This window comes from Pseudomonas sp. ACM7, assembly GCF_004136015.1.
In the GTDB taxonomy this organism is placed as follows: Bacteria; Pseudomonadota; Gammaproteobacteria; order Pseudomonadales; family Pseudomonadaceae; genus Aquipseudomonas; species Aquipseudomonas frigoris.
Genome location: NZ_CP024866.1, coordinates 3,098,536 through 3,122,419 on the forward strand (window position 1 = coordinate 3,098,536; position 23,884 = coordinate 3,122,419).

Consider the following 23,884-nt stretch of genomic DNA (forward strand, 5'->3'; position numbering starts at 1 on the left):
CTGATGGAAACCTTATCTTTTGAATTCCCCGCCGGGCAGCCGCCACGCTGCCGGACGCTGGTGGGCTGTGTCGGCTCGGGCGATCTGGAAGTGCTGATAGAACCGGGTCAGACCGGCAAGCTCACGATCAAAGTGCAGACCTCGGTCAATGGCAGCGAACAACGCTGGCAGCATCTGTTTGCGCGGATGTTCGACGGTCAGACACCGCCCGCGATGGCGATTGATATCCACGATTTCGGTGCCACACCGGGTGTGGTGCGCTTGCGTCTGGAACAAGGCTTTGAGGAGATCGGCCATGACTGATCTTCTTCAGCCATCCCTACAAAGACGCAGCTTCGTCGAACTCGGCGCCCGGCAACGGGCGAAAGCCTTGCTCGACGCCGGTACTTTCCGCGAATTGCTCGACCCGTTTCAGCGTGTCATGTCGCCGTGGCTGTCGGGCCAGGGCGTGGTGCCGCAAGCCGATGACGGCGTAGTCATCGCCAAGGGCAGCATCGGCGGTTTGCCGGTGGTGATCGCCGCCATCGAAGGCGCATTTCAGGGTGGCAGTCTCGGGGAAGTCGGCGGGGCGAAGATTGCCGGTGCACTGGAACTGGCGGCCGAAGACAACCGCAACGGTGTTCCCACGCGCGCCGTGTTGCTGCTGGAGACCGGTGGCGTGCGTTTGCAGGAAGCCAACCTCGGGCTGGCGGCGATTGCCGATATTCATGCGGCGATTGTCGATCTGCGCCAATACCAGCCAGTCGTTGGCGTGGTGGCGGGCAGCGTGGGTTGCTTTGGCGGGATGTCGATTGCTGCCGGGTTGTGCAGTTATTTGCTGGTGACTCAGGAAGCGCGGCTTGGCCTGAACGGTCCGCAAGTGATCGAACAGGAAGCCGGGCTTGAGGAATACGACTCCCGTGATCGTCCTTTCATCTGGAGCCTGACTGGTGGCGAGCAACGTTTCGCCAGTGGTTTGGTGGATCGTTTTGTCGCTGACGACGTGGCGCAGGTTCAGCAGCAGGTCAGCGAATTGCTGCAACAAGGTTTGCCTGCGCAACAACGCAGCCGTCAGGCCGAGCTGTTCCTGCAACGGTTGGCCCGTCTGGACGCCGAGCCGCAAATCGAGCCGTCAACGGTTCGCGATCTGTATCAAGGAGAGCGCTCATGAGTTCGTATTCCCTGAGAGGTTTGAGCTGGTTCAACGCTTTGAGTGCTGGCGCGAAACCGGTTGATGGTTTGCCCGCTTCGTTGAAGGTTGCCGACGGTGTATTGGGTGACCAATCCGTTCGCTTTATCGCGGTGGTGGCTGATCCCGACAACCGTTTCGTGCGCGCCCGCAATGGCGAGGTCGGTCTGCTGGAAGGTTGGGGACTGGCCAAAGCCGTGGATGAGGTCATCGCAGCGGATCTGGATAAATCGCAGAAACGCGCCTTAATCGCCATCGTCGATGTGCCGAGTCAGGCCTACGGTCGGCGCGAAGAAGCGCTCGGCATTCATCAGGCCTTGGCCGGTGCGGCAGACAGTTATGCCCGTGCCCGACTGGCCGGCCATGCCGTGATCGGTTTACTGGTGGGCAAGGCGATGTCCGGGGCGTTTCTGGCTCATGGGTATCAGGCCAATCGGCTGATTGCGCTGCGCGATCCGGGGGTGATGGTTCACGCGATGGGCAAGGCTTCGGCGGCGCGGGTGACGTTGCGCAGCGTCGAAGAACTCGAAGCCTTGGCTGCCAGCGTGCCGCCGATGGCGTATGACATCGACAGTTACGCGAGCCTTGGTTTGCTGTGGGAAACCTTGTCGGTGGAACAGATCGAGCAGCCGACGGCGGCGGATCTGACGCGGGTGACTGAATGCCTGACCCGGGCGATTGGTGATGTCGCCGCGAAAGGGCGCGACCTGAGCAGCCGCCTGGGCGCGAGCAACCGTGCGGCGTCGAGTCAGGTTCGCCAATTGCTGAGAGAGCAGTGGTGAACACGCTTCTGGCCCACGACCTGCTCTGGGGGATGACCCCGGAGCAGTTGCCTGCAGATGCACCGTCGTGGGTGATCGAGTCGATCAGTGCGGGTCAACCGGTGGTGGTTCGGCGTGCGTTGAGCGCGCCGGATCACATCGCGGTCGGGGTGCGTGGGAGTTTGCGTGAACAGCGGTATGCAACGGTGATGACGGTCGATGCGATCCAGCGTCAAGTTCGGCCGGAAGCGCTTTGCCATGTCTCGATTGATCGGGATTTACCGGCAGTGCGCGCCCTCAATCAACTGCGGCCGATGCTCGATTCCTGTGAGTGGGTTTGGGGTGTCAGCGGCAGTGCCGGGTTTGAATTGGCCAGCGGTTTTCAGGCGTTGCATGAGGGCAGCGATCTCGACTTGATCCTGCGTACACCGCAACCGTTGGAGCGCACTCAGGCGCAGGAACTGGTGAAACTTCTTGATGCCTCGGTGTGCTTGGTGGACATGCAACTGCAAACGCCAAACGGCGCTGTCGCCTTGCGCGAATGGGCCGGTCCCTCGCAACGGGTCCTGCTAAAAAGCGCCAGTGAAGCCTGTCTGGTAACCAATCCCTGGAACCCGCAGGAGCAAGCAGCGTGAGCAGCCTGCTGGTGTTCCCCGGCCAGGGCGCGCAGCAACCGGGCATGCTCCATCGTTTGCCTCGCGAGACAGTGATCGAAGCGAGTGAAGTGCTTGGCGAAGATACATTGATGCTGGATTCTGCCGAGTCGTTGAAATCGACAAGGGCCGTGCAGCTCTGCCTGTTGATCGCCGGCGTCGCGGCTTCACGCCAGTTGTTAATGACGGCGGACTACGTGGCGGGATTGTCCATCGGCGCCTATCCGGCAGCGGTGGTTGCCGGTGCCTTGAGCTTCAGCGATGCGCTGCATCTGGTCAGCCTGCGCGGTGAGCTGATGCAACAGGCTTATCCACAAGGCTATGGCATGACCGCGATCATCGGTCTGGATCTGGCCACGGTGGAAGATTTGCTGGCGCAGGTTCACAGCGATGCAACACCGGTTTACCTGGCCAATATCAACGCCGATAACCAGGTGGTGATTGCCGGCAGCGATGGCGCGATGAAAGCGGTGGCCGCGTTGGCGAAAGGTCGCGGTGCAGGTCTGGCCAAACGTCTGGCCGTCAGCGTGCCGTCTCACTGTCCGCTGCTGGAAACACCTGCGAAAACCCTGGCCGAAGCCTTCGCCAAGGTGCAGCTGAACACACCGACGCTGGGCTACCTGAGCGGCAGTCGCGCCCGGCCCATCATCAACACTGACGCCTTGCGCGACGACCTGGCCTTCAACATGTGCCGCGTGGTGGATTGGCGCGGCACGGTACAAAGCGCCTACGAGCGCGGCGTACGTCTACAGATCGAACTGCCGCCCGGTGCGGTGCTGACCGGGCTGGCGCGCCGGGTGTTCGAGCAGGGCACCGTGATTGCCTTCGACGGTGCGCGGCTCGATACCTTGCAGGCGCTGTTGCGTGAGGAGGGAAGCCGCCAACCCTAGAACGCCCCCAGGCTTCGAACAACAAAAACAACATTCGACGATGCACTTTGAGGACAACAACAATGATTATTTACGGTGTGGCACTGTTGGCGATTTGTACGCTGGCAGGGGTGATCGTAGGCGACATGCTCGGCGTGTTGCTGGGTGTGAAATCCAACGTTGGCGGCGTCGGGATCGCGATGATCCTGTTGATCTGCGCGCGGTTATGGATGCAAAAACGCGGCGGCATGACCAAGGATTGCGAGATGGGCGTCGGTTTCTGGGGCGCCATGTACATTCCGGTCGTGGTCGCGATGGCCGCGCAACAGAACGTCGTCACCGCCCTGCACGGCGGCCCGGTGGCGGTGCTGGCGGCGATCGGCTCGGTGGTGATCTGCGGTTGCACCATTGCCCTGATCAGCCGGACTCACAAAGGCGAACCGTTGCCCGATGAACCGGCGGAAATAACTCCGGTTGGCACTCCAGTAGGAGGTCGCTGATATGTGGGAATTCATTGAGAAGGGGCTGGCCAATAACAGTCTGATTACCGCGTTCGCGTTCGTCGGCGTGATCATGTGGGTGTCGGTGGTGCTGTCCAAGCGCCTGACGTTCGGACGGATTCACGGTTCGGCGATTGCCATCGTCATCGGGCTTGTTCTGGCCTGGGTCGGCGGCACGATGACTGGCGGGCAAAAAGGCCTGGCGGATCTGACGCTGTTTTCCGGCATTGGTCTGATGGGCGGCGCCATGCTGCGGGACTTTGCGATCGTTGCCACGGCATTCGAAGTGCAAGCCACCGAAGCGAAAAAGGCCGGTTTGATCGGTGTGATTGCGCTGCTGTTGGGCACGATCCTGCCATTCACTGTCGGCGCAAGCATGGCCTGGGCGTTCGGTTATCGCGATGCGATCAGCATGACTACCATCGGCGCGGGTGCGGTGACCTACATCGTCGGGCCGGTGACCGGGGCGGCAATTGGTGCGAGTTCGGATGTGGTGGCGTTGTCGATTGCCACCGGGTTGATCAAGGCGATTTTTGTAATGGTCGGCACACCGATGGCGGCGCGCTGGATGGGGTTGGATAACCCGCGCTCGGCGATGGTGTTTGGTGGGTTGGCGGGTACTGTCAGTGGTGTGACGGCCGGGTTGGCAGCGACGGATCGGCGGTTGGTGCCTTATGGGGCGTTGACGGCGACTTTTCACACTGGGCTTGGGTGCTTGCTTGGGCCGTCGTCGTTGTACTTCATTGTTCGCGGGATTGTGGGGTAGGGCTTTGGTTCTTTGTTGAATGTGCTGGCCCCTTCGCGAGCAAGCCCGCTCCCACAGGAGAATGCATTCCAATGTGGGAGCGGGCTTGCTCGCGAAGGGGGCGACGCGGTCTCAAGCCTGGCGATTGGCGTACATCCGACACTCAGCCAGCAACGCCAACAAATTCGGATCCCGCTCCTTGGCCTTCAAGAACACCACCCCAATGTGCTGCTGCAACCGATACTTTTCCTGCAACGGAATCAGCTTCACCCGGTTTTCATACACCGCTGCAATCCGCCCCGGCAGCAACGCATAACCCACGCCCGAGCTGACCATGCTCAGCAGGGTGAAGATGTCGTTGACCTGCATCGCCACCTTCGGTTCGAACCCTGCCTGCTTGAACACCCGATTACCGTCCTGGTGCGTGGCAAAGCCTTGGGTCAGCGTAATGAATGTCTCATCGCGGACTTCGGCAAGGTCGACTTCGGTCCGTTGAGCAAACTTTGAGTCCGCCGGTGTGGCGAGAAAGATGTCGTCGGAAAACAGCGGAATCTGCTCGCAGTCAGGGTCGTTGACGCTCTCGTCCAGCGACACCAGGATCGCGTCGACTTCCATGTTCTTGAGCTTGTACAGCAGGTCGAAGTTCGAGCCGAGGATCAGGTCGATGTTGAGTTCGCTGCGGCGGATTTTCAGGCCCATGATCAGCTGCGGCACCGTCTTCACCGTCAGCGAATACAGCGAGCCGAGCTTGAAACGCTCGGCGGAGAACCCGGCGGCTTCGCGGGTCAGGCGCACGGTTTCGACCACGTCCTGAATCAGCTTCTGCGCCCGCTCTTCCAGCACATAAGCGCTTTCCAGCGGCGTGAGATTGCGGCCTTCGTGCTTGAACAGCGGGCAGCGCAGGGCGCTCTCCAGGGAATGGATCGCCCGGTGCACGCTGACATTGCTGGTCTGCAATTCGGCGGCAGCCCGGGCCAGGTTGCCGGTGCGCATGAAGGCCAGGAACACCTCGAGTTTTTTCAGGGTCAACTCTTCATCGATCAGCATGATGCAGACTCTTATTCGAATGGCTCGATTGTGCACGTATGCGATCTTTTGTAGCAGCTGTCGAGTGAAACGAGGCTGCGATTTTTCAAGATCAAAAGATCGCAGCCTCGTTTCACTCGACAGCTCCTACAGTTTGCGCGATGTTGCAGTGAATTTTGAGGTGAGCAACACATGTATCACGGGGAAAGATTGAACGCCTGGACGCATCTGGTCGGGGCGGTGGCAGCGGTTGTCGGGGTGGTGTGGATGCTGGTGATTGCCGGCATGGACGGAAGTCCGTGGAAGATCGTCAGCGTGGCGATTTACGGGTTTACCTTGCTGGTGCTGTACAGCGCGTCGACCGTTTATCACAGCGTGCGTGGGCGCAAGAAAGCGATCATGCAGAAGGTCGATCACTTTTCGATCTACCTGCTGATCGCCGGCAGCTACACGCCATTCTGTCTCGTGACGCTACGCGGGCCGTGGGGCTGGACGCTGTTCGGGATTGTCTGGGGATTGGCGCTGATCGGCATCCTGCAAGAGATCAAGCCGCGTTCGGAGGCGCGGATTCTGTCGATCGTGATCTACGCAGTGATGGGCTGGATCGTGCTGGTGGCGGTCAAGCCGTTATTGGCGGCGTTGGGCAGTACAGGTTTCGCCTGGCTGGCGTCGGGCGGCGTGCTGTACACCGTGGGCATTATCTTTTTTGCGCTGGATAGTCGTTTACGCCATGCCCACGGGATCTGGCACCTGTTCGTGATTGCCGGGAGTTTGCTGCACTTCGTGGCGATTCTGTTTTATGTCTTGTAGATCGCACTGCAGCTATTTGAAAAACCTGTGGGAGCGGGCTTGCTCGCGAAAGCGTCAGGTCAGCCGACATCATCGCTGACTGATCCACCGCATTCGCGAGCAAGCCCGCTCCCACAGGGGTACAGGTGATCCAGTTGTGCCTGCGCCCGTCGGCTGAACACCTGCAACAAGTCGCTCAGGGTGTGGGGCGGCGGTTCGTCGGCGCGAGTGACCGCATACAACGTGATCGGTAACGCGGGTGCCAGAGGTCGAATCGCCGTGGCGGCGGGGGACGCACCGAGTGCGGTAAACGGATCGATCACCGCCAATCCGGCACCTGACTCAACCATCGCCCGCGCCAGCGAGTAGGTCTGCACGGCGATGCGAACCCGTGGCGGCGGATCGACCGCCTCAAGGTAGCTGTCGAGTCTGGCCGCCAGCGGGTCGGCGCTGGACAGGCCGATCAGCGGCGCTCCGGCCAATTCGCTCAACGGCAACGGTTGGCTCAAGGCGTCGTCGGCCCAATAACCCAACGGCGCCAGTGCCACCAAAACCCCGCAAGCCAGGGTCTGTGCCTTCAGGCCTGGATGATCCGGCGGCTGCAAGGTCAGCGCGACATCCACTTCGCGCATCAACAAATTCTGCATCAGCTCACGGCTGTGGGCGCTGGACAGTTCGCAGACGATGTCCGGGTAGCGTTGCGTCCACTCGTTGATGGCCGGCGGCAGCAGCGACAGGGCCAGCGCCGGGATCGCGCCGATCCGTACGCTGTGCCCCGGCTCGCGCCGCAGGCTCTGGGCCAGACGTCGCACGCCTTGCAGGCTTTCGGTGACCTTGTCGACTTCGCGCTCAAGTTCCAGCGCTTCGGGCGTTGCCTGCAATTTGCCGCGCACCCGCAGGAACAACGGAAAGCCCAGTTGCTGTTCGGCGTGTTGCAGCACTTTGCTCACCGCCGGTTGCGATACGTGCAGCAACTGTGCGGCGCCACTGACCGAACCGGTCTGGCGAATGGCCTGGAAAATCTCGATGTGTCGCAGTCGCATGGCAAGTCCATAACCTTTGTTTATGGGTCAGGCATCTTTATGCATTGTTCAACGGCTGTCACCTGGTCCTAACCTGAAGCCTGTTCCAACAACGGTTAAGGACAGACATGGCTCAGCGGGTTTGCATTATCGGTGGCGGCGTCATCGGGCTGACGACGGCTTACGCACTGGTTCGCGACGGCATCGACGTGACGCTGATCGAGGCCCGGGACTCGCTGGGCAGCGAGACCAGTTTCGCCAACGGCGGCCAGTTGTCCTACCGCTACGTCGCACCGCTGGCCGATGCCGGCGTACCGTTGCAGGCGCTTGGCTGGATGCTGCGCGGTGACTCGCCGTTGAAGCTGCGCCCGCGCCTGGACCCGGCGCAATGGCGCTGGATGGCGTCCTTCCTGGCGGCTTGCCGTCGTTCGGTGAATCAGCGCAACGGCGCGCACCTGCTGCGTCTGGCGCTGCTGAGCCAGGCCACGCTGCAAGTCTGGCGCGAAGAAGACCCTCTCGACGGTTTCGACTGGCGGCGCAACGGCAAACTGGTGACGTTTCGTGAAGCCGCGAGTTTTGAACATGCGCGCCATGGCCTGGCCGATCCGCAACAGCAGCATGTGCTGTCGCGGGCCGAATGCGCCCAACTGGAGCCTGCACTCGCCGAGGCGCCGTTTGTGGGAGCGATTTATACGCCTGACGAAGAAGTCGCCGATTGCCATGCTTTCTGCCAGCAACTGCTGGCTCGACTCCAGGCGTCGGGGCGTTGCGAGTTTTTGCTCGGGCGCAAGGTCACCGGCATTCGCCACGCGGACGGCGCGGTGCAGGCCGTCGAAATAGGTTCGCAAGTGCTGCCTGTCGAGCAACTGGTGATTGCCGCCGGTCATCGCAGTCCGGCGCTGGCGCTGCCCGGCATGAACTTGCCGCTGTATCCGCTCAAGGGCTACAGCCTGACCTTGCCCATCCGCGCCGAACATCGCGCGCCGGAGCTGAGCATCACCGATTACAACCGCAAGATCGTTTACGCCCGCATCGGTGAACAACTGCGCGTGGCGGCGATGGTCGATATTGTCGGTTTCGACCCGGCACTCGACCCCAAACGTCTGGCGCTGATCAAGCGCCAGGCGCAGGAAACCTTACCGAATGCTGGCGATTACGACGCCGCCATCGAATGGGCCGGCATGCGCCCGGCCACCCCCAGCGGCGTGCCGTTGATCGGGGCCACGGTGTATCGCAACCTGTGGCTCAACCTCGGCCATGGAGCCCTGGGTTTTACCCTGGCTTGTGGCAGCGCCCGGTTGCTCAGCGAGTTGATCGCCCGGCGCACACCTTCAATCGAAATGCAGGGCCTCGCCCCCCGCGTCGCCTGACTTGAAAAGGAAAAACCGATGAGCATCAACCGAATCAACAGCAACAGCCGACTCTCTGGCGCAGTGACCTTTGGCGATCTGGTGTTTCTCTCGGGACAGGTTCCGGGTGACAGCACCGACGTCACCGGCCAAACCGCCGAAGTGCTGGCGAAAATCGATGCGTTGCTGGCCGAGGCTGGCAGCGACAAGGATCATCTGCTCAGCGCGACCATTTACCTGAACGACATTGGCCGCGACTTTGCCGCCATGAACGAGGTCTGGTCGCAGTGGCTGTCACCGGGCAACGCACCGACCCGCACCACTGTGCAGGCGCTACTGGCCCGGCCAGAGGTGCTGGTGGAAATCACCGTGATCGCCGCCCGCCGCTAATCGCCCTACCCACAACGGAGAATAACAATGCAAAAAATCACGTTGATCGGCTGCACCCTCGGCCTGCTGCTCGCCAGTCAGGTCCAGGCCAACGAAGCGCCGCTGACCGGCACGCTGAACAAGGTCGCCAATGCCAAGAGCATCACGCTGGGTTATCGCGACGCGTCGGTGCCGTTCTCTTACGTGGGTGATCACACGGGGCAGCCGATGGGCTATTCGGTGGACCTGGCGAGCAAGATTGTCGAGCGCATCAAGCAAAAGCTTGAGCTGCCGGATCTGCAGGTGAAGTACAATCTGGTGACCTCGCAAACGCGCATTCCGCTGGTGCAGAACGGCACCGTCGACCTTGAGTGCGGCTCCACCGGCGTGACGGCCGAGCGCATGCAGCAAGTGGCGTTTTCCTACGGGTTTATCTACGTGAAGGGGCAGTTGCTCACGGCGAAGGACAGCGGCATCAAGAGTTTCGCCGACTTGCGTGGCAAGAACGTCGTGACCACCGCGGGCACCACCAACGAGCGGTTTCTGAAGAGCTACAACGTCGATAACAAGATCGATATGTTCGTGATCAGCGCCAAGGACCACGGCGAAGCCTTCCAGATGTTGCAGTCGGGTCGGGCAGCAGCGTTCTATATGGATGACGCGCTGCTTTACGGCGAACGCGCCAAGGCCCGCGATCCGCATAACTGGGTGGTGGTGGGTGAGGAGCAGTCGCGGGAAATCTACAGCTGTATGGTGCGCAAGGATGATCCGCAGTTTCTTGAGTTGGTGAACTCGACACTCGCCGATCTGTACAGCTCGGGAGAGATCAACGGCATCTACCAGCGCTGGTTCCAGCAGCCGATTCCGCCCAAAGGCCTGAACCTGGAATTCCCGATGACCAGCGAACTGAAAGCAATCATCGCCAAGCCGGTGAGTGATCCGGTGCAATAAGATCAAAAGATCGCAGCCTGCGGCAGCTCCTACAGGAATCGCGCTCCATTGTAGGAGCTGCCGCAGGCTGCGATCTTTTCAGGTTTAGAAGTCGCCCCACAACTGCTGGGCAACCGCCAACGCCACCACCGGCGCGGTCTCCGTCCGCAATACCCTTGGCCCAAGCCGTGCGGCGTGAAAACCGCCAGCCTTGGCCTGATCCACTTCTGCCTCCGACAACCCGCCTTCAGGCCCGATCAAAAAAGCCAAGGTCGCCGGTTTCGCATGGCTCACCAATGGTTCGGCCACCGGATGCAGTACCAGTTTCAATTCGGCCTCCGTCTGCTTCAACCAATCCGCCAACAGCAGCGGCGGATGAATCACCGGCACCCGCGAGCGTCCGCATTGCTCGCACGCGCTGATCGCAACCTGGCGCCAGTGCATCAGGCGTTTGTCGGCGCGCTCATCCTTCAGCCGAACTTCACAGCGGTCGCTAAAAATCGGGGTGATTTCGGTGACGCCCAACTCGGTGGCTTTCTGAATCGCCCAATCCATCCGCTCGCCACGGGACAAGCCCTGGCCGAGATGGATCTGCAAGGGCGACTCGACCTGCCCGGCGAAGCTTTCATCGATCTGCACGACGACGCGCTTCTTGCCGACCTCCACCAGCGTGGCGCGAAACTCATGGCCCGAACCGTCGAACAGTTGCAACGCATCACCCTCGGCCATGCGCAGCACGCGGCTGATGTAATGGGCCTGGGCCTCGGGCAACTCGTGTTCGCCAGTGCTCAAGGGGGCGTCGATAAAGAAGCGGGACAGTCTCATCGGGGGTCTCTGTAAAATGTGTGCAGGTTTTGGCGGCCCTATCGCGAGCAAGCTCGCTCCCACAGGTGTACGCGGTCAACTGTGGGAGCTTCGGTGAAATCAATCAGCCCGGATCTCGGAAGCCCGGGTGGAAGTCTTTCGGCACCGCCACGCTAACGCTATCGCGAGTCGCGATGTCGATGCCTTCGCTGGCCACTTCGGCCAGAAAGTCGATCTGTTCAGGCGTGATCACGTATGGCGGCAGGAAGTACACCACGCTGCCCAACGGTCGAAGTAAAGCACCACGCTCCAGCGCATGCTGGAACACTTTCAAGCCGCGGCGTTCCTGCCACGGATAAGCTTCCTTGGTGGCCTTGTCCTTGACCATCTCGATGGCCAGCACCATGCCGGTCTGACGCACTTCCGAAACGTTCGGGTGATCGGCCAGGTGCGCAGTGCCGCTGGCCATGCGCTGAGACAGGGCCTTGTTGTTCTCGATGACGTTGTCTTCTTCGAATATATCCAGCGTCGCCAAGGCTGCCGCGCACGCCAGAGGATTGCCGGTGTAGCTGTGGGAATGCAGGAAGGCGCGCAGGGTCGGGTAGTCGTCGTAGAACGCGCTGTAGACATCTTCGGTCGTCACGCAGGCCGCCAACGGCAGGTAACCGCCGGTCAGGGCCTTGGACAGGCACAGGAAGTCCGGGCGGATGCCGGCCTGTTCGCAGGCGAACATCGTCCCGGTGCGGCCGAAGCCGACGGCGATTTCGTCGTGGATCAGGTGCACGCCATAGCGGTCGCAGGCTTCGCGCAGCAGTTTCAGGTACACCGGGTGGTACATGCGCATGCCGCCGGCGCCCTGAATCAGTGGCTCGACGATGACTGCCGCGACGGTGTCGTGATTCTCGGCCAGGGTTTGTTCCATGGCGGCGAACATGTTGCGCGAATGTTCTTCCCAGCTCATGCCTTCCGGGCGCAGGTAGCAATCGGGGCTCGGCACCTTGATGGTGTCCAGCAACAGGGCCTTGTAGGTTTCGGTGAACAGCGGCACGTCGCCCACCGACATCGCCGCCATGGTCTCGCCGTGGTAGCTGTTGGTCAGGGTGACGAAGCGCTTCTTGTTCGGCTGTCCGCGGTTGAGCCAATAGTGAAAGCTCATTTTCAGCGCGACTTCGATGCAGGACGAACCGTTATCGGCGTAGAAGCATCGGGTCAGGCCTTCCGGCGTCATCTTCACCAGGCGCTCGGACAACTCGATGACTGGCTGATGACTGAAACCAGCGAGGATCACGTGTTCCAGCTGATCGACCTGGTCCTTGATGCGCTGGTTGATCCGCGGGTTGGCGTGACCAAACACGTTGACCCACCAGGAGCTGACGGCGTCGAGGTAACGTTTGCCTTCGAAGTCTTCCAGCCAAACGCCTTCACCGCGTTTGATCGGGATCAGCGGCAGCTGTTCGTGGTCTTTCATCTGGGTGCAGGGATGCCACAACACCGCGAGATCGCGTTGCATCCACTGATTATTCAGGCCCATTTTCAGTCTCCTCGAGGCGGCTCGCGACGTGCGCGGGCAAACAATCGCGCAAGCCTATGCAATGCGTGACGTGGGGACAACCCATTGTGTGGATTGAGCTACTTTGTATAGGTGGATAGACGTCGCTGGCGGCCTTTTGATGGCTGACGTATTCTTCGCGGTTCTTTGAGTCGTCTGACTCGCAAAACCGCTATTTCCTACGTGTATTTCCGGAGTTCGCTGAATGTCTGCTGGTTGGCTGCGCGCCTGTGCGCTGGTGATGTTGGGGCTGTTCAGCGTGTCTGCGCTGGCCAAGGATAAAACGGCGATCGTGATCGGCGGAGGGCTGTCTGGCCTCACCGCGGCTTACGAACTGCAAAACAAGGGCTGGCAGGTGACCCTGCTGGAAGCCAAGCCGAGCATGGGCGGTCGCTCCGGCATGGCCACCAGTGAGTGGATCGGCAACGACAAGACCCAACCGGTCCTGAACAAGTACGTATCGACCTTCAAGCTGAGCACCACGCCGGCCCCAGAGTTCGTGCGGACCCCGGGCTACCTGATTGACGGTGAGTATTTCACCGCCGCCGATCTGGCCACCAAGCAGCCGGCCACCAGCGACGCGCTCAAGCGCTACGAAAAGACCCTGGACGATCTGGCGCGCTCGATCGAAGACCCGCAGAACCCGGCGGCCAACAGCACGCTGTTCGCGCTGGACCAGATCAACGTGGCCAACTGGCTCGACCGTCTGAATCTGCCGGCCACGGCTCGTCAGTTGGTGAATCAGCAGATTCGTACCCGTTATGACGAACCGTCGCGCCTGTCGCTGCTGTACTTCGCACAGCAAAGCCGCGTTTACCGTGGCGTTGCCGACCGTGACCTGCGTGCTTCGCGTCTGCTCGGTGGCAGCCCGGTGCTGGCACAGGCCTTCGTCAAACAACTGAAAACCATCAAGACCAGCTCCCCGGTCTCGGCCATCACCCAGGAAAAGGACGGCGTAACCGTCAAAGTCGGCAGCGTTGGCTATCAGGCTGACTACGTCGTCGTGGCCGTGCCATTGCGCGCCCTGAACAAGATCCAGATGACTCCGTCGCTGGATGCCCAGCACATGGGCGCGATCAAGGGCACCAACTACGGTTGGCGCGACCAGATCATGCTGAAATTCAAGACGCCAGTGTGGGAAAGCAAGGCGCGGATGACCGGCGAGATCTACAGCAACGCCGGTCTGGGCATGTTGTGGGTTGAGCCGGCGCTGAAGGGCGGCGCCAACGTGGTGATCAACCTGTCCGGCGACAACGCGCGCGTGATGCAGGCTTTCGGCGACAAGCAGATGGTCGATCAGGTGTTGATCCGTCTGCACGCCTTTTATCCACAGGCGCGCGGTTCGTTCACCGGTTACGAAATCCGCCGCTACAGCACCGACCCATCGATGGGCGGCGCTTACCTGGCGTTCGGTCCTGGCCAGATCAGCAAGTACTGGCGTCTGTGGGAGCGTCCGATTCAGCGTGTAGCCTTTGCTGGCGAACACACTGACACCTTGTACCCGGGCACGCTGGAAGGTGCATTGCGCACCGGTCAGCGGGCAGCCAGTCAGGTAGAAGACCTGGCGGCCGGCAAGTCGTTTGAACCGGCGAAAGTTGTTCCGGCAGCGACCGTTGCGGCGGCCGGCGCGGTGGCAGCGAAGAAAGGCAACTTCTTCACCAACCTGTTCATTGGTTCTGACGACAAACCGGCACCGGTCAAGGCGCCAGAGCCAGTGGCTCCGGTTGCTCCGGCACCGGCACCGGCTCCAACACCTGAGCTGGCCCCAGCGCCAGCACCGGTCGAAGCGTCGAAACCAGCGGCACCGGTGAAAGCTGAACCGGCCAAAAAAGCCCCGGCCAAAAAGCCTGCTGCCAAAACCGAGGCCAAAAAGGCTCCGGCAAAAGCGCCGGCGAAGAAAGCTGAACCAGCTAAGAAACCAGCGGCCAAGCCCGCTGCGACTCCGGCGACGGATACCAAAGCGCAGTAAGCTTTGGGACTAAAAAACGCGGCAGAAATGCCGCGTTTTTTTATGTCCTGAAGAAAACCAATATCAAGAATCGAATAAATCTTGGGGCGCAGGTGTTCCTTAGTTGGACTTCATTTTTTCTTACACATTGGTCTTTAATCTTTCCTTAACTCACCTATTTCAGACTCTTGATCGTATTTCTCGATATTTCAAAGCGAAATTTTCCGCTTTAACTCGATAGATAACTCGATAGTCTTGTTCGCAGTTCTCACAGGATTTGGGCAATGCAGCTACGTAATTCTTCTTCGCGCTACGGTTGGGTCAGCATCTTTATGCACTGGGGCGTGGCGCTGGCGGTCTTCGGTCTGTTTGCGTTGGGCTTGTGGATGGTCGGTCTCGACTACTACAGCACCTGGCGCAAAGACGCGCCCGACTTGCACAAGAGCATTGGCCTGGTGTTGTTAGCCGTCATGGTTCTACGGGTGCTGTGGCGTTTCATCAGTCCGCCGCCGCCAGTACTGGAAAGCTATAACCGCATGACGCGCATTGGCGCCAAGTTCGGGCACTCGTTCCTGTATCTCAGTCTGTTTGCTGTGATGATTGCCGGTTACCTGATTTCCACCGCAGAAGGTGTCGGGATTCCGGTGTTTGGCCTGTTTGAAGTTCCTGCACTGGTGTCCGGACTACCGGACCAGGCAGACACCGCCGGTGTGATTCATCTGTATCTGGCGTGGATGCTGGTAATTTTTTCCGGCCTCCATGCGTTGGCAGCACTGAAACACCACTTTATCGATCGTGATGCGACCCTCACTCGAATGCTGGGGCGCAAAGCTTGACGTTCAACCTCGACTCCAAAGGAATAGAAAGCATGTTGAAAAAGACTCTCGCCGCTCTGGCAATCGGTTCTGCTCTGCTGTCCGCCAACGTGATGGCAGCCGACTACGTTGTCGACAAAGAAGGCCAGCACGCCTTCGTTGACTTCAAGATCAGCCACCTGGGCTACAGCTTCATCACCGGTACCTTCAAGGATATCGACGGCAAGTTCAGCTTCGACGCTGCCAAGCCAGAAGACAGCAAGATCGAGTTCAACGTGAACACCGCCAGCGTGTTCACCAACCATGCCGAGCGCGATAAGCACATCGCCAGCGGTGATTTCCTGAATGTGAGCAAGTTCGCCAAAGCCACGTTCGTTTCCACCAGCGTCAAATCCACCGGCAAAAACGCCGCGGGTAAAGACACTGCGGACGTGACCGGTGACCTGACCCTGCTGGGCGTGACCAAGCCAGTCGTGGTCAAGGCCACTTTCCTGGGTGAAGGCAAGGACCCATGGGGCGGCTACCGTGCCGGCTTCGAAGGCACTACCAGCATCAAGCGTTCCGATTTCGGCAAGCAGAAAGACCTGGGCCCACAGTCCGACGCGGTCGAGCTGTACGTTACGTTTGAAGGTGTGAAAGCGAAGTAACTTTCGCCGCTAAAACAAAAACGCCCCCGATCTTGCGATCGGGGGCGTTTTTTATTACCTGGCGCAATACGCACAGGTGATGAGATCAAGTGTGGGAGCGGGCTTGCTTGCGAAAGCGGTGGGTCAGTCGCCATCAATGTTGAATGTTCAACCGCTTTCGCGAGCAAGCCCGCTCCCACATTTGTTCTTTGGTGAATCCGGTATTTGCGCCTGACTTCAGGGCCGCTACGCAGAAAACAAAAATGCCCCTGATCTCGCGATCAGGGGCATTTTTTATTGCAGTGATAACTCAGCGATTGCGGGTCAGCAACGCTGGTTTCTCGCCGCGCGGACGGCCTGGCAGTTGATCAAGTTGCTCAGGAGTCGGGAAACGATCGGTTTTCGACTCCTTGTGAATGATCTTCGGTGCCGGGCCGCGCGGGTTTTGCACGGCTGGCTCCGAACGCGGCTGGTCGTCGGTGCGGGCAGGGCGGCGGTTGCGGGACTCTTCGCGACGGGCCTGGCCGTCACGTGGAGCGCCATTGCGTGGGCCGCTGCGCTTGGCCGGCGGAGTGCCGGTGGTGGCGCCATCGCTGCTGCGTGGGCCGCTTTGACGACCCTGAGGCTTGCCGCCGCCGGTGCGCGGAGCACCTGCACCAGCTGTCGTGCCTTGTGCCGGAGCACTCGGACGGCGGCCACGGCCCTGAGCCGGTTTGGCTTGAGGAACGTAATCGACGCGGTTACCGAAGTTATCGATATCGTCGTCCAGGAACTCGTCCGGAGCACGGTCTGCGGCAGCAGCGCGTGGTGCTGGACGTTGTTGCTCGCGAGCCGGAGTGCCTTCGCGTGGCTTGTGTTCACGCGCCGGGCGATCGCCACGGCCAGTGGCTGCAGGTTTTTCCTTGCCGCCCTTGTCCTTGCCCTTGTCTTTACGACCGCCGCCACCGCCAGTGCCGTTCGGACCGTCGCCGCGCGGGCCACGTGGGTTGCGCGGGTTACGCACATCCGGACGCTCGCGGACTTCAGGCTTCTCGGCTTCTACAGCGCTGGAGTCGAAGCCCATCAGGTTGCCGTCGGCAATCTTCTGCTTGGTCATGCGCTCGATGCTTTTCAGCAACTTCTCTTCGTCCGGGGCAACCAGCGAGATCGCCTCGCCCGAACGACCGGCACGGCCAGTACGGCCGATACGGTGAACGTAGTCTTCGTCGACGTTTGGCAATTCGAAGTTGACCACGTGTGGCAACTGGTCGATATCCAGGCCGCGAGCGGCGATGTCGGTGGCGACCAGGATGCGCACTTCGCCGGCCTTGAAGTCGGCCAAGGCTTTGGTGCGAGCGTTCTGGCTCTTGTTACCGTGGATCGCAACGGCGCTGAGGCCGTGTTTGTCCAGGTACTCGGCCAGACGGTTGGCGCCGTGCTTGGTGCGGGTGAACACCAGCACCTGTTCCCAGGCACCTGCGGTGATCAAGTGCGCCAGCAGCGAACGCTTGTGGCTGGCAGCCAGGCGGAATACGCGCTGTTCGATACGCTCGACCGTGGTGTTCGGCGGCGTGACTTCGATGCGTTCCGGGTTGTGCAGCAGCTTGCCGGCGAGGTCGGTGATGTCTTTGGAGAAAGTCGCCGAGAACAGCAGGTTCTGGCGTTTGCTCGGCAGACGGGCGAGGACCTTTTTCACGTCATGGACGAAGCCCATGTCGAGCATGCGGTCGGCTTCGTCCAGCACGAGGATTTCCACGTGGGACAAATCGACGCTGCCTTGGCCGGCGAGGTCGAGCAGGCGGCCAGGGCAGGCCACCAGCACGTCAACACCGCGGGACATGGCCTGAACCTGCGGGTTCATGCCGACGCCGCCGAAGATGCAGGCGCTGACGAACTTCAGGTCACGGGCATAGACCTTGAAGCTCTCGTGTACTTGAGCCGCGAGTTCGCGGGTAGGGGTCAGGACCAGTACGCGCGGTTGGCGCGGGCCGTGACGCTGGGATTTGTCCGGGTGACCGTTGGGGAACAACCGCTCCAGAATCGGAAGGGCGAAGCCGCCGGTTTTACCAGTACCTGTCTGAGCCGCGACCATCAGGTCGCGACCTTGCAACACGGCGGGAATGGCCCGCTGTTGCACCGGAGTAGGCTCGGTATAGCCCGCTGCCTCGATGGCGCGGACTAAAGCCTCGGAGAGACCGAGGGAAGCAAAGGACATGAGTAATCCTGTTTTAGTTAGGGCTTGGCCCAATGGGAGTCTTGCCTGGCGCGAATGGCGTTTAAGAGGAACGCAATCCCGTCCGGTCCTGCTGGGCCAAGAAGGCTCATCTGGAGTGCTCGCGCGGGCTGAAAAGCTGCGCTGTAGCGGGGTCGAGATGCCTTGAACAAGTCCGAGCGTCCGGGCGTGAGCCTGGCGGGAAGGCCGGAGTATAACAGAGCAATCACTGCGCGCCGCTTTCCTGCTGCTCAACGGTTTTTCCGTTGGCGGCGGTGGCTCTGGTGGTTTTTACCTCGGCCGCCGGGTCGGCGCCATAACGGGCGCTCAGTTCAGCGTACGCGGGCTCGCGCTTGAAGCGTCTGAGTTCGGCGCCGAAGCGCTGCACCAACAAGTCCATGCCGGCGTTGCGGCGTACTGCCAGGAACTGGCTCTGGTGGCTGATGACGGTCGGGTTCTCGGTAATCTTGTCGCGGATGCCCAATTCATCAAGCAAGTGCTGACCGACCCTGCGATCAGTGATCAGTAGGTCGATCCGCCCGCGCACCAGTTTGCCGAAGTTGGCTTCATGGGTCGGCGCCGGTTCGCGAGTGAACAGGGTCGATTCGCTGAAGTCCTGGCTGTACAGATAGCCCGGGGAAGTGCCGATGGTCAGCCCTTTCAGGTCGGCCAGGGTGCGAAAAGGGAGGGGCCGCTCATTGGCGTAGAACATTACGAACTCCACTTCCGAGAGCGGCTCGCCGGGGTAGAGCAGGGTGGCGTCGCGCTCATTGCTGTGGAAGATGTCCAGTGCGCCGTCTGCCTGGCCCGTTTCGAGCATCGACAGGCAGCGTTTCCACGGCAGGAACTGCCATTCCACTTCGATACCCAGACGTTTGAAGACGATGGCGGTGGTTTCGTAGTCCAGTCCCAGGGACTTGCCGTTTTCCTCATACACGTACGGCGCCCAGGGTTCGGTGACAATGCGCAGCTTCTCGCCCCGAGCGGCGAAGCTCAGGCAAGTAAAAAGAAACACGGTCAGTAACTGCGCGATCAAAGGCATGGCTTGAGATTACGACGAGAAACCGGAAAGAGCCAGAAACGGGATCCAGAAGCTCTAACTCAGTGTGTGCTGCACAATAAAAGGGCGTTAAAAGCAAAAGATCGCAGCCTCGTTTCACTCGACAGCTCCTACAGGGGATTGCGTACCCTGTAGGAGCTGTCGAGTGAAACGAGGCTGCGATCTCTTGATCTTGCTTTTAGCGCGGCAGCTTCAGGTTGTTCCACACCGCCAGGCTCGGTTCGGCCTGGTTCAGCGTGTAGAAGTGCAGCCCTGGAGCGCCACCTTGCAGCAGGCGTTCGCACATCTCGGTGATGACTTGCTCACCAAAGCCTTGAATGCTTTGGGTGTCGTCGCCGTAGGCTTCCAGCTGCTTGCGGATCCAGCGCGGGATTTCCGCACCGCAGGCATCGGAGAAGCGCGCCAGCTTGCTGTAGTTGGTGATCGGCATGATCCCCGGAACGATCGGGATATTCACGCCCATCGCCCGTACACGCTCGACGAAGTAGAAGTAGCTGTCGGCGTTGAAGAAGTACTGGGTGATCGCACTGTTGGCGCCAGCGTTGGCCTTGCGCACGAAGTTGGTCAGATCGTCTTCGAAATTGCGCGCTTGCGGATGCATTTCCGGGTAGGCGGCGACTTCGATGTGGAAATGATCGCCGGTTTCTTCACGAATGAATTCAACCAGGTCATTGGCGTGGCGCATTTCACCACTGGCCATGCCCATGCCGGAAGGCAGGTCACCGCGCAGGGCGACGATACGGGTGATACCGGCTGCCTTGTATTGGGCCAGCAGGCCGCGCAAGTCGTCCTTGCTGTCACCAACGCAGGACAAATGCGGCGCGGCAGGAACTTTGACTTCACTTTCGAGCTGCAACACGGTGTTGAGGGTGCGATCACGGGTCGAACCACCAGCGCCGTAGGTGCAGGAGAAGAAGTCAGGATTGTAGGTCGCCAGATGACGGGCAGTGGCGATCAGTTTTTCATGCCCAGCATCGGTCTTCGTAGGGAAGAACTCGAAGCTGTAGCGACGTTCTTGGGACATGGTCATATCCTTGGAAGCACGTAAGCCGGAGGCTTGCACGTCCCAATGTGGGAGCGGGCTTGCTCGCGAAGGCGGTGGGTCAGACGACATTAATGTTGAATGATAAACCGCCTTCGCGAGCAAGCCCGCTCCCACAAGGGAGAGCAGGCAGCAGGTCGAATCAGTAGCGGTAAGCGTGCGGCTTGAACGGGCCTTCAACGGTCACGCCGATGTAGTCGGCCTGGGTCTTGGTCAGTTGAGTCACCACGCCGCCGAAACCGCGGACCATTTCCAGGGCCACTTCTTCGTCGAGTTTCTTCGGCAGTACTTCAACGGTCAGGCGCTCGGCTTTTTGGGCTGGCGACAGGTCGGCGTACTTCTGGCCGAACAGGAAGATCTGAGCCAGAACCTGGTTGGCGAACGAACCGTCCATGATGCGGCTTGGGTGGCCGGTTGCGTTACCCAGGTTAACCAGACGGCCTTCGGCCAGCAGGATCAGGTAGTCGTCGTTCTGAGCGTCGAATGCGCCAGTGCCGGTACGGTGGATCTTGTGAACCTGTGGCTTCACTTCTTCCCATGCCCAGTTCTTGCGCATGAAAGCGGTGTCGATTTCGTTGTCGAAGTGACCGATGTTGCAGACAACGGCACGCTTCTTCAGGGCTTTGAGCATGTTTGCGTCGCAAACGTTGACGTTACCGGTGGTGGTCACGATCAGGTCGATCTTGCCCAGCAGCGCTTTGTCGATGCTTGCTTCGGTGCCGTTGTTGATACCGTCGATGAACGGCGAAACCAGCTCGTAACCGTCCATGCAGGCTTGCATGGCGCAGATCGGGTCGACTTCGGAAACCTTGACGATCATGCCTTCCTGACGCAGGGACTGGGCCGAACCCTTGCCCACGTCACCGTAACCGATGACCAGCGCTTGCTTGCCGGACAACAGGTGGTCGGTACCGCGCTTGATCGCGTCGTTCAGGCTGTGACGGCAGCCGTACTTGTTGTCGTTCTTGCTCTTGGTGACCGAGTCGTTGACGTTGATGGCCGGGATTTTCAGCTCGCCCTTGGCCAGCATGTCCAGCAGGCGGTGAACGCCCGTGGTGGTTTCTTCGGTAACGCCGTGGACGCGGTCCAGGATCGCCGGGTATTTCTTGTGCAGCAACTCGGTCAGGTCGCCGCCGTCGTCGAGGATCATGTTGGCATCCCAAGGCGCGCCATCTTTGAGGATGGTTTGCTCCAGGCACCACTCGTACTCTTCTTCGGTTTCGCCTTTCCAGGCGTAAACCGCGATGCCGGCAGCGGCGATAGCAGCAGCGGCCTGATCCTGAGTCGAGAAAATGTTGCAGGACGACCAACGCACTTCGGCACCCAGGGCAACCAGGGTTTCGATCAGCACGGCAGTCTGAATGGTCATGTGGATGCAGCCGAGGATTTTCGCGCCTTTGAGCGGCTGCTCACCGGCGTACTTGCGGCGCAGACCCATCAGGGCTGGCATTTCGGATTCGGCGATGATGGTTTCGCGACGGCCCCAGGCAGCCAGGGACATGTCGGCAACTTTGTAATCGTTAAAATCTGCAGGCGTGATAACAGCGCTCATGATGAGCCTCCATTCGTAATGTATGCGAATGGGCGCCGTTGTGCGTTTAGTGTCTGACCGATAACGGTCAAGCAACGCCCCATCCGAGCCTGACAGGTCGAACCTGCTGCAGCGCCCCTCGGACAGGTGGCGGGAAAACGGTATCAGGTGGCCCGCATGGCCAGTTTTTCAGCTCAACTTCGGCGCCATAAGCCCAGATCCTGCGTTGCTGTTCCTCGCCATAGCTGGCTATGACTCGTCACAGCGCCTTGGCTCTGGACTTCTGGCATCCGAATTTGAGCTGAAAAACTGGCCATGCGGGCCACGTGAAGATGACCGTTTTGAAACGGTGGCGATTATAGCCGTGTGAGCGATACTTCCAAAGCGTTTCTGTTGGTCAATGTCTGAACGGTAATTGAGACCATAGTCGATGCTTGATAGAGCTCTAGGTCGGGCTCTGCCATGATGGCCGGCATCAATCGGCAAGACGGTCAGGAGTGAATATGAATTTCCACACCCGCAAATGGGTAAAACCCGAAGACCTCAACCCTAACGGCACGCTGTTCGGCGGCAGCCTGTTGCGCTGGCTCGACGAAGAAGCGGCAATCTACGCCATCGTCCAGCTGGGCAATCAGCGTGTGGTCACCAAGTACATTTCCGAAATCAACTTCGTCAGCGCCTCGCGCCAGGGCGACATCATTGAACTGGGCATCACCGCCACGGAATTCGGTCGCACCTCCATCACCCTGAAGTGCGAAGTGCGTAACAAGATCACCCGCAAAAGCATCCTGACGGTGGAGAAGATTGTCTTCGTCAATCTGGGTGAAGACGGCTTGCCCGCGGCACACGGCCAAACCGAGATCAAGTACGTCAAAGACCAGTTCAAGGATGAAATCGCCAGCGAGTGATATCGGCGGCGCGCCCTTCGCGAGCAAGCCCGCTCCCACATTGGATCTTCAGCGAACACGGTTTCTGTGAACGACTGAGATTAAGGGTGGGAGCGGGCTTGCTCGCGAAAGCGGTGTAACAGTCGATGATGTTTTAACGGGTCAGTGAACAGCTCCGAACCCCGCGTGTCGTACCTACATGACACACCACAGGTTCCGGAGCTTTATGGACGCGCAAAAAGACGGCAAGACCCCGAACCTCTCGCCTGAAGAACAGCACGACGTCGACAAGAGCCAGCCACCGCGGGCGGCGGTGTTGCACGAAATCATCCGCACCCAGGGCGATCAGGAACTCGAACGCAGCGTCGCCGCCTTGTGGTGGTCGGCGCTGGCCGCCGGCCTGACCATGGGCCTGTCGCTGATGGCCATGGGGCTGCTCAATTCCCGTCTGCCGGACGGCGAAGGCTTCAAGGTGATTGCCAGTTTCGGTTACTGCGCAGGCTTTCTCGCGGTGATCCTCGCCCGTCAGCAGTTGTTCACCGAAAACACCCTGACGGCGGTGCTGCCGATCATGACCAAGCCCACACTGAACAATTTCGGTCGATTGCTACGCCTGTGGTCGGTGGTGCTGGTGGGCAACCTCTGCGGCACGTTGCTGGTGGCGTATGTGATGCTGAATCTGCCGATTTTCGACAGCAAGACCGACCTGGCCTTCCTTGATATCGGGCGCAAGATCATGGAGAACGACGCCAGCCAGATGTTTGCCAAAGGCATTGTGTCGGGCTGGATGATCGCCACCATGGTCTGGATGATTCCGTCCATGGAGAGCGCGAAGATGTGGATCATCATCCTCATCACCTACCTAATGGCGCTGGGGGATTTCACCCACATCGTGGTCGGTTCGGCCGAGGTCTCGTATCTGGTGTTTGCCGGCGAGTTGCCGTGGAAGGATTTCTGGCTGGTGTTCGCCGGGCCGACGCTGGCGGGGAACATCATCGGCGGCAGCTTCATCTTCGCGCTGATCAGCCATGCGCAGATTCGCAGCGAGAGCGGGCCGCCGAAGAAGTCTACGGATCAAGGCCCGGAGCCCGACCCGCAGAAGACCACAAAGTAATCAGTGATGCTCGGCCTGTGCCGCTGGCGCAGGCTCACCCTTGGTCACGTGCTTGACCAGTTTGCCGATGCTCAACAGCAAGTCACGTTCCGGACAGAAAAGAGGGGATTCAGGGAGTGGCTGCTACACCGTGTCA

24 protein-coding genes and 1 riboswitch are annotated in these 23,884 nt (G+C 60.2%); of the genes, 16 read left to right on the forward strand and 8 right to left on the reverse strand.

Going from position 1 to position 23,884, the window contains the following annotated elements:
* The first annotated feature begins 3 nt into the window (after positions 1–3).
* The 7 genes from CUN63_RS14560 (at position 4) to madM (ending at position 4,717) form a co-directional block, all read left to right on the forward strand.
* Positions 4–303, forward strand: coding sequence for a malonate decarboxylase subunit delta (locus tag CUN63_RS14560; RefSeq protein ID WP_129440374.1), 300 nt, complete (start codon positions 4–6; stop codon positions 301–303).
* Positions 296–1,150 carry a biotin-independent malonate decarboxylase subunit beta gene (locus CUN63_RS14565; RefSeq protein WP_129440376.1) on the forward strand — a complete coding sequence of 285 codons (855 nt, stop codon included), beginning with the start codon at positions 296–298 and terminating at the stop codon, positions 1,148–1,150. The genes CUN63_RS14560 and CUN63_RS14565 overlap by 8 nt, the downstream gene beginning before the upstream one ends.
* Positions 1,147–1,950, forward strand: coding sequence for a biotin-independent malonate decarboxylase subunit gamma (mdcE, locus tag CUN63_RS14570; protein WP_129440377.1), 804 nt, complete (start codon positions 1,147–1,149; stop codon positions 1,948–1,950). The genes CUN63_RS14565 and mdcE overlap by 4 nt, the downstream gene beginning before the upstream one ends.
* Positions 1,944–2,564 (forward strand): malonate decarboxylase holo-ACP synthase, encoded by a 621-nt coding sequence (locus CUN63_RS14575; RefSeq protein WP_129440379.1) that lies wholly within the window; start codon positions 1,944–1,946, stop codon positions 2,562–2,564. The genes mdcE and CUN63_RS14575 overlap by 7 nt, the downstream gene beginning before the upstream one ends.
* Positions 2,561–3,472 (forward strand): malonate decarboxylase subunit epsilon, encoded by a 912-nt coding sequence (mdcH, locus tag CUN63_RS14580; RefSeq protein ID WP_129440381.1) that lies wholly within the window; start codon positions 2,561–2,563, stop codon positions 3,470–3,472. The genes CUN63_RS14575 and mdcH overlap by 4 nt, the downstream gene beginning before the upstream one ends.
* Positions 3,473–3,534: 62 nt before the next feature.
* Positions 3,535–3,951, forward strand: coding sequence for a malonate transporter subunit MadL (gene madL, locus CUN63_RS14585; protein WP_046045246.1), 417 nt, complete (start codon positions 3,535–3,537; stop codon positions 3,949–3,951).
* Between the two features lies 1 nt (position 3,952).
* On the forward strand, positions 3,953–4,717 hold the full coding sequence (madM, locus tag CUN63_RS14590; protein WP_129440383.1) for a malonate transporter subunit MadM: 765 nt from the start codon (positions 3,953–3,955) through the stop codon (positions 4,715–4,717).
* A 111-nt stretch (positions 4,718–4,828) separates the two neighbouring features.
* On the opposite strand, the gene CUN63_RS14595 is transcribed toward madM, so the two are convergent.
* Positions 4,829–5,743, reverse strand: coding sequence for a LysR substrate-binding domain-containing protein (locus CUN63_RS14595; RefSeq protein ID WP_008033325.1), 915 nt, complete (start codon positions 5,741–5,743; stop codon positions 4,829–4,831).
* A 171-nt stretch (positions 5,744–5,914) separates the two neighbouring features.
* On the opposite strand from CUN63_RS14595, the gene CUN63_RS14600 reads away from it, so the two are divergent.
* Positions 5,915–6,532, forward strand: coding sequence for a hemolysin III family protein (locus CUN63_RS14600; protein ID WP_095127102.1), 618 nt, complete (start codon positions 5,915–5,917; stop codon positions 6,530–6,532).
* 59 nt (positions 6,533–6,591) lie between these two features.
* Here CUN63_RS14600 and CUN63_RS14605 read toward each other — a convergent pair whose 3' ends face one another.
* Positions 6,592–7,554, reverse strand: coding sequence for a LysR family transcriptional regulator (locus CUN63_RS14605; RefSeq protein ID WP_129440385.1), 963 nt, complete (start codon positions 7,552–7,554; stop codon positions 6,592–6,594).
* Between the two features lie 107 nt (positions 7,555–7,661).
* On the opposite strand from CUN63_RS14605, the gene CUN63_RS14610 reads away from it, so the two are divergent.
* The 3 genes from CUN63_RS14610 to CUN63_RS14620 are packed head-to-tail and all read left to right on the forward strand — an operon-like array spanning position 7,662 to position 10,202.
* A complete protein-coding gene (locus CUN63_RS14610; RefSeq protein ID WP_129440387.1) occupies positions 7,662–8,903 on the forward strand; it encodes a D-amino acid dehydrogenase in 1,242 nt (413 codons plus the stop codon).
* An 18-nt stretch (positions 8,904–8,921) separates the two neighbouring features.
* A complete protein-coding gene (locus CUN63_RS14615) occupies positions 8,922–9,272 on the forward strand; it encodes a RidA family protein (RefSeq protein WP_129440389.1) in 351 nt (116 codons plus the stop codon).
* A gap of 27 nt (positions 9,273–9,299) precedes the next feature.
* A complete protein-coding gene (locus CUN63_RS14620) occupies positions 9,300–10,202 on the forward strand; it encodes a transporter substrate-binding domain-containing protein (protein ID WP_129440391.1) in 903 nt (300 codons plus the stop codon).
* Positions 10,203–10,286: 84 nt separating this feature from the next.
* On the opposite strand, the gene CUN63_RS14625 is transcribed toward CUN63_RS14620, so the two are convergent.
* Positions 10,287–11,006: a 16S rRNA (uracil(1498)-N(3))-methyltransferase gene (locus CUN63_RS14625; RefSeq protein ID WP_129440393.1), complete on the reverse strand. Its 720-nt coding sequence runs from the start codon at positions 11,004–11,006 to the stop codon at positions 10,287–10,289.
* 103 nt (positions 11,007–11,109) lie between these two features.
* Positions 11,110–12,516 carry an adenosylmethionine--8-amino-7-oxononanoate transaminase gene (locus CUN63_RS14630; protein WP_129440395.1) on the reverse strand — a complete coding sequence of 469 codons (1,407 nt, stop codon included), beginning with the start codon at positions 12,514–12,516 and terminating at the stop codon, positions 11,110–11,112.
* 223 nt (positions 12,517–12,739) lie between these two features.
* Here CUN63_RS14630 and CUN63_RS14635 point away from each other — a divergent pair, with 223 nt between their 5' ends.
* From CUN63_RS14635 to CUN63_RS14645, 3 genes are all read left to right on the forward strand, one after another.
* Positions 12,740–14,503: a flavin monoamine oxidase family protein gene (locus CUN63_RS14635; protein ID WP_129440397.1), complete on the forward strand. Its 1,764-nt coding sequence runs from the start codon at positions 12,740–12,742 to the stop codon at positions 14,501–14,503.
* Between the two features lie 263 nt (positions 14,504–14,766).
* Complete coding sequence (locus CUN63_RS14640; RefSeq protein WP_129440399.1) at positions 14,767–15,318, forward strand: cytochrome b; 552 nt, start codon at positions 14,767–14,769, stop codon at positions 15,316–15,318.
* A 32-nt stretch (positions 15,319–15,350) separates the two neighbouring features.
* Complete coding sequence (locus tag CUN63_RS14645) at positions 15,351–15,944, forward strand: YceI family protein (protein WP_129440401.1); 594 nt, start codon at positions 15,351–15,353, stop codon at positions 15,942–15,944.
* A gap of 289 nt (positions 15,945–16,233) precedes the next feature.
* On the opposite strand, the gene CUN63_RS14650 is transcribed toward CUN63_RS14645, so the two are convergent.
* The 4 genes from CUN63_RS14650 to ahcY form a co-directional block, all read right to left on the reverse strand.
* On the reverse strand, positions 16,234–18,117 hold the full coding sequence (locus tag CUN63_RS14650; RefSeq protein ID WP_129440403.1) for a DEAD/DEAH box helicase: 1,884 nt from the start codon (positions 18,115–18,117) through the stop codon (positions 16,234–16,236).
* Between the two features lie 223 nt (positions 18,118–18,340).
* Positions 18,341–19,156 (reverse strand): ABC transporter substrate-binding protein, encoded by an 816-nt coding sequence (locus tag CUN63_RS14655; RefSeq protein ID WP_129440405.1) that lies wholly within the window; start codon positions 19,154–19,156, stop codon positions 18,341–18,343.
* A gap of 196 nt (positions 19,157–19,352) precedes the next feature.
* Complete coding sequence (gene metF / locus CUN63_RS14660; RefSeq protein ID WP_129440407.1) at positions 19,353–20,198, reverse strand: methylenetetrahydrofolate reductase [NAD(P)H]; 846 nt, start codon at positions 20,196–20,198, stop codon at positions 19,353–19,355.
* 160 nt (positions 20,199–20,358) lie between these two features.
* Positions 20,359–21,768: an adenosylhomocysteinase gene (ahcY, locus tag CUN63_RS14665; protein ID WP_129440409.1), complete on the reverse strand. Its 1,410-nt coding sequence runs from the start codon at positions 21,766–21,768 to the stop codon at positions 20,359–20,361.
* Positions 21,769–21,791: 23 nt separating this feature from the next.
* Positions 21,792–21,894: riboswitch (S-adenosyl-L-homocysteine riboswitch) on the reverse strand.
* A 356-nt stretch (positions 21,895–22,250) separates the two neighbouring features.
* On the opposite strand from ahcY, the gene CUN63_RS14670 reads away from it, so the two are divergent.
* Positions 22,251–22,655 carry an acyl-CoA thioesterase gene (locus CUN63_RS14670; RefSeq protein WP_129440411.1) on the forward strand — a complete coding sequence of 135 codons (405 nt, stop codon included), beginning with the start codon at positions 22,251–22,253 and terminating at the stop codon, positions 22,653–22,655.
* 205 nt (positions 22,656–22,860) lie between these two features.
* The gene (locus CUN63_RS14675; protein WP_129440413.1) at positions 22,861–23,748 is read left to right on the forward strand and encodes a formate/nitrite transporter family protein; all 888 of its coding nucleotides are present in this window, start codon (positions 22,861–22,863) and stop codon (positions 23,746–23,748) included.
* Positions 23,749–23,884 lie beyond the last annotated feature (136 nt).

Coding starts and splice junctions, on each gene's coding strand:
- CUN63_RS14655 (WP_129440405.1), bottom strand. CDS start 19,156: ATGCCTTTGATCGCGCAGTTACTGACCGTGTTTCTTTTTACTTGCCTG.
- CUN63_RS14600 (WP_095127102.1), top strand. CDS start 5,915: ATGTATCACGGGGAAAGATTGAACGCCTGGACGCATCTGGTCGGGGCG.
- madL (WP_046045246.1), top strand. CDS start 3,535: ATGATTATTTACGGTGTGGCACTGTTGGCGATTTGTACGCTGGCAGGG.
- CUN63_RS14605 (WP_129440385.1), bottom strand. CDS start 7,554: ATGCGACTGCGACACATCGAGATTTTCCAGGCCATTCGCCAGACCGGT.
- CUN63_RS14630 (WP_129440395.1), bottom strand. CDS start 12,516: ATGGGCCTGAATAATCAGTGGATGCAACGCGATCTCGCGGTGTTGTGG.
- CUN63_RS14565 (WP_129440376.1), top strand. CDS start 296: ATGACTGATCTTCTTCAGCCATCCCTACAAAGACGCAGCTTCGTCGAA.
- CUN63_RS14625 (WP_129440393.1), bottom strand. CDS start 11,006: ATGAGACTGTCCCGCTTCTTTATCGACGCCCCCTTGAGCACTGGCGAA.
- CUN63_RS14560 (WP_129440374.1), top strand. CDS start 4: ATGGAAACCTTATCTTTTGAATTCCCCGCCGGGCAGCCGCCACGCTGC.
- CUN63_RS14645 (WP_129440401.1), top strand. CDS start 15,351: ATGTTGAAAAAGACTCTCGCCGCTCTGGCAATCGGTTCTGCTCTGCTG.
- CUN63_RS14615 (WP_129440389.1), top strand. CDS start 8,922: ATGAGCATCAACCGAATCAACAGCAACAGCCGACTCTCTGGCGCAGTG.
- CUN63_RS14640 (WP_129440399.1), top strand. CDS start 14,767: ATGCAGCTACGTAATTCTTCTTCGCGCTACGGTTGGGTCAGCATCTTT.
- CUN63_RS14595 (WP_008033325.1), bottom strand. CDS start 5,743: ATGCTGATCGATGAAGAGTTGACCCTGAAAAAACTCGAGGTGTTCCTG.
- CUN63_RS14670 (WP_129440411.1), top strand. CDS start 22,251: ATGAATTTCCACACCCGCAAATGGGTAAAACCCGAAGACCTCAACCCT.
- CUN63_RS14610 (WP_129440387.1), top strand. CDS start 7,662: ATGGCTCAGCGGGTTTGCATTATCGGTGGCGGCGTCATCGGGCTGACG.
- mdcE (WP_129440377.1), top strand. CDS start 1,147: ATGAGTTCGTATTCCCTGAGAGGTTTGAGCTGGTTCAACGCTTTGAGT.
- madM (WP_129440383.1), top strand. CDS start 3,953: ATGTGGGAATTCATTGAGAAGGGGCTGGCCAATAACAGTCTGATTACC.
- CUN63_RS14635 (WP_129440397.1), top strand. CDS start 12,740: ATGTCTGCTGGTTGGCTGCGCGCCTGTGCGCTGGTGATGTTGGGGCTG.
- ahcY (WP_129440409.1), bottom strand. CDS start 21,768: ATGAGCGCTGTTATCACGCCTGCAGATTTTAACGATTACAAAGTTGCC.
- CUN63_RS14620 (WP_129440391.1), top strand. CDS start 9,300: ATGCAAAAAATCACGTTGATCGGCTGCACCCTCGGCCTGCTGCTCGCC.
- CUN63_RS14675 (WP_129440413.1), top strand. CDS start 22,861: ATGGACGCGCAAAAAGACGGCAAGACCCCGAACCTCTCGCCTGAAGAA.
- CUN63_RS14650 (WP_129440403.1), bottom strand. CDS start 18,117: ATGTCCTTTGCTTCCCTCGGTCTCTCCGAGGCTTTAGTCCGCGCCATC.
- metF (WP_129440407.1), bottom strand. CDS start 20,198: ATGTCCCAAGAACGTCGCTACAGCTTCGAGTTCTTCCCTACGAAGACC.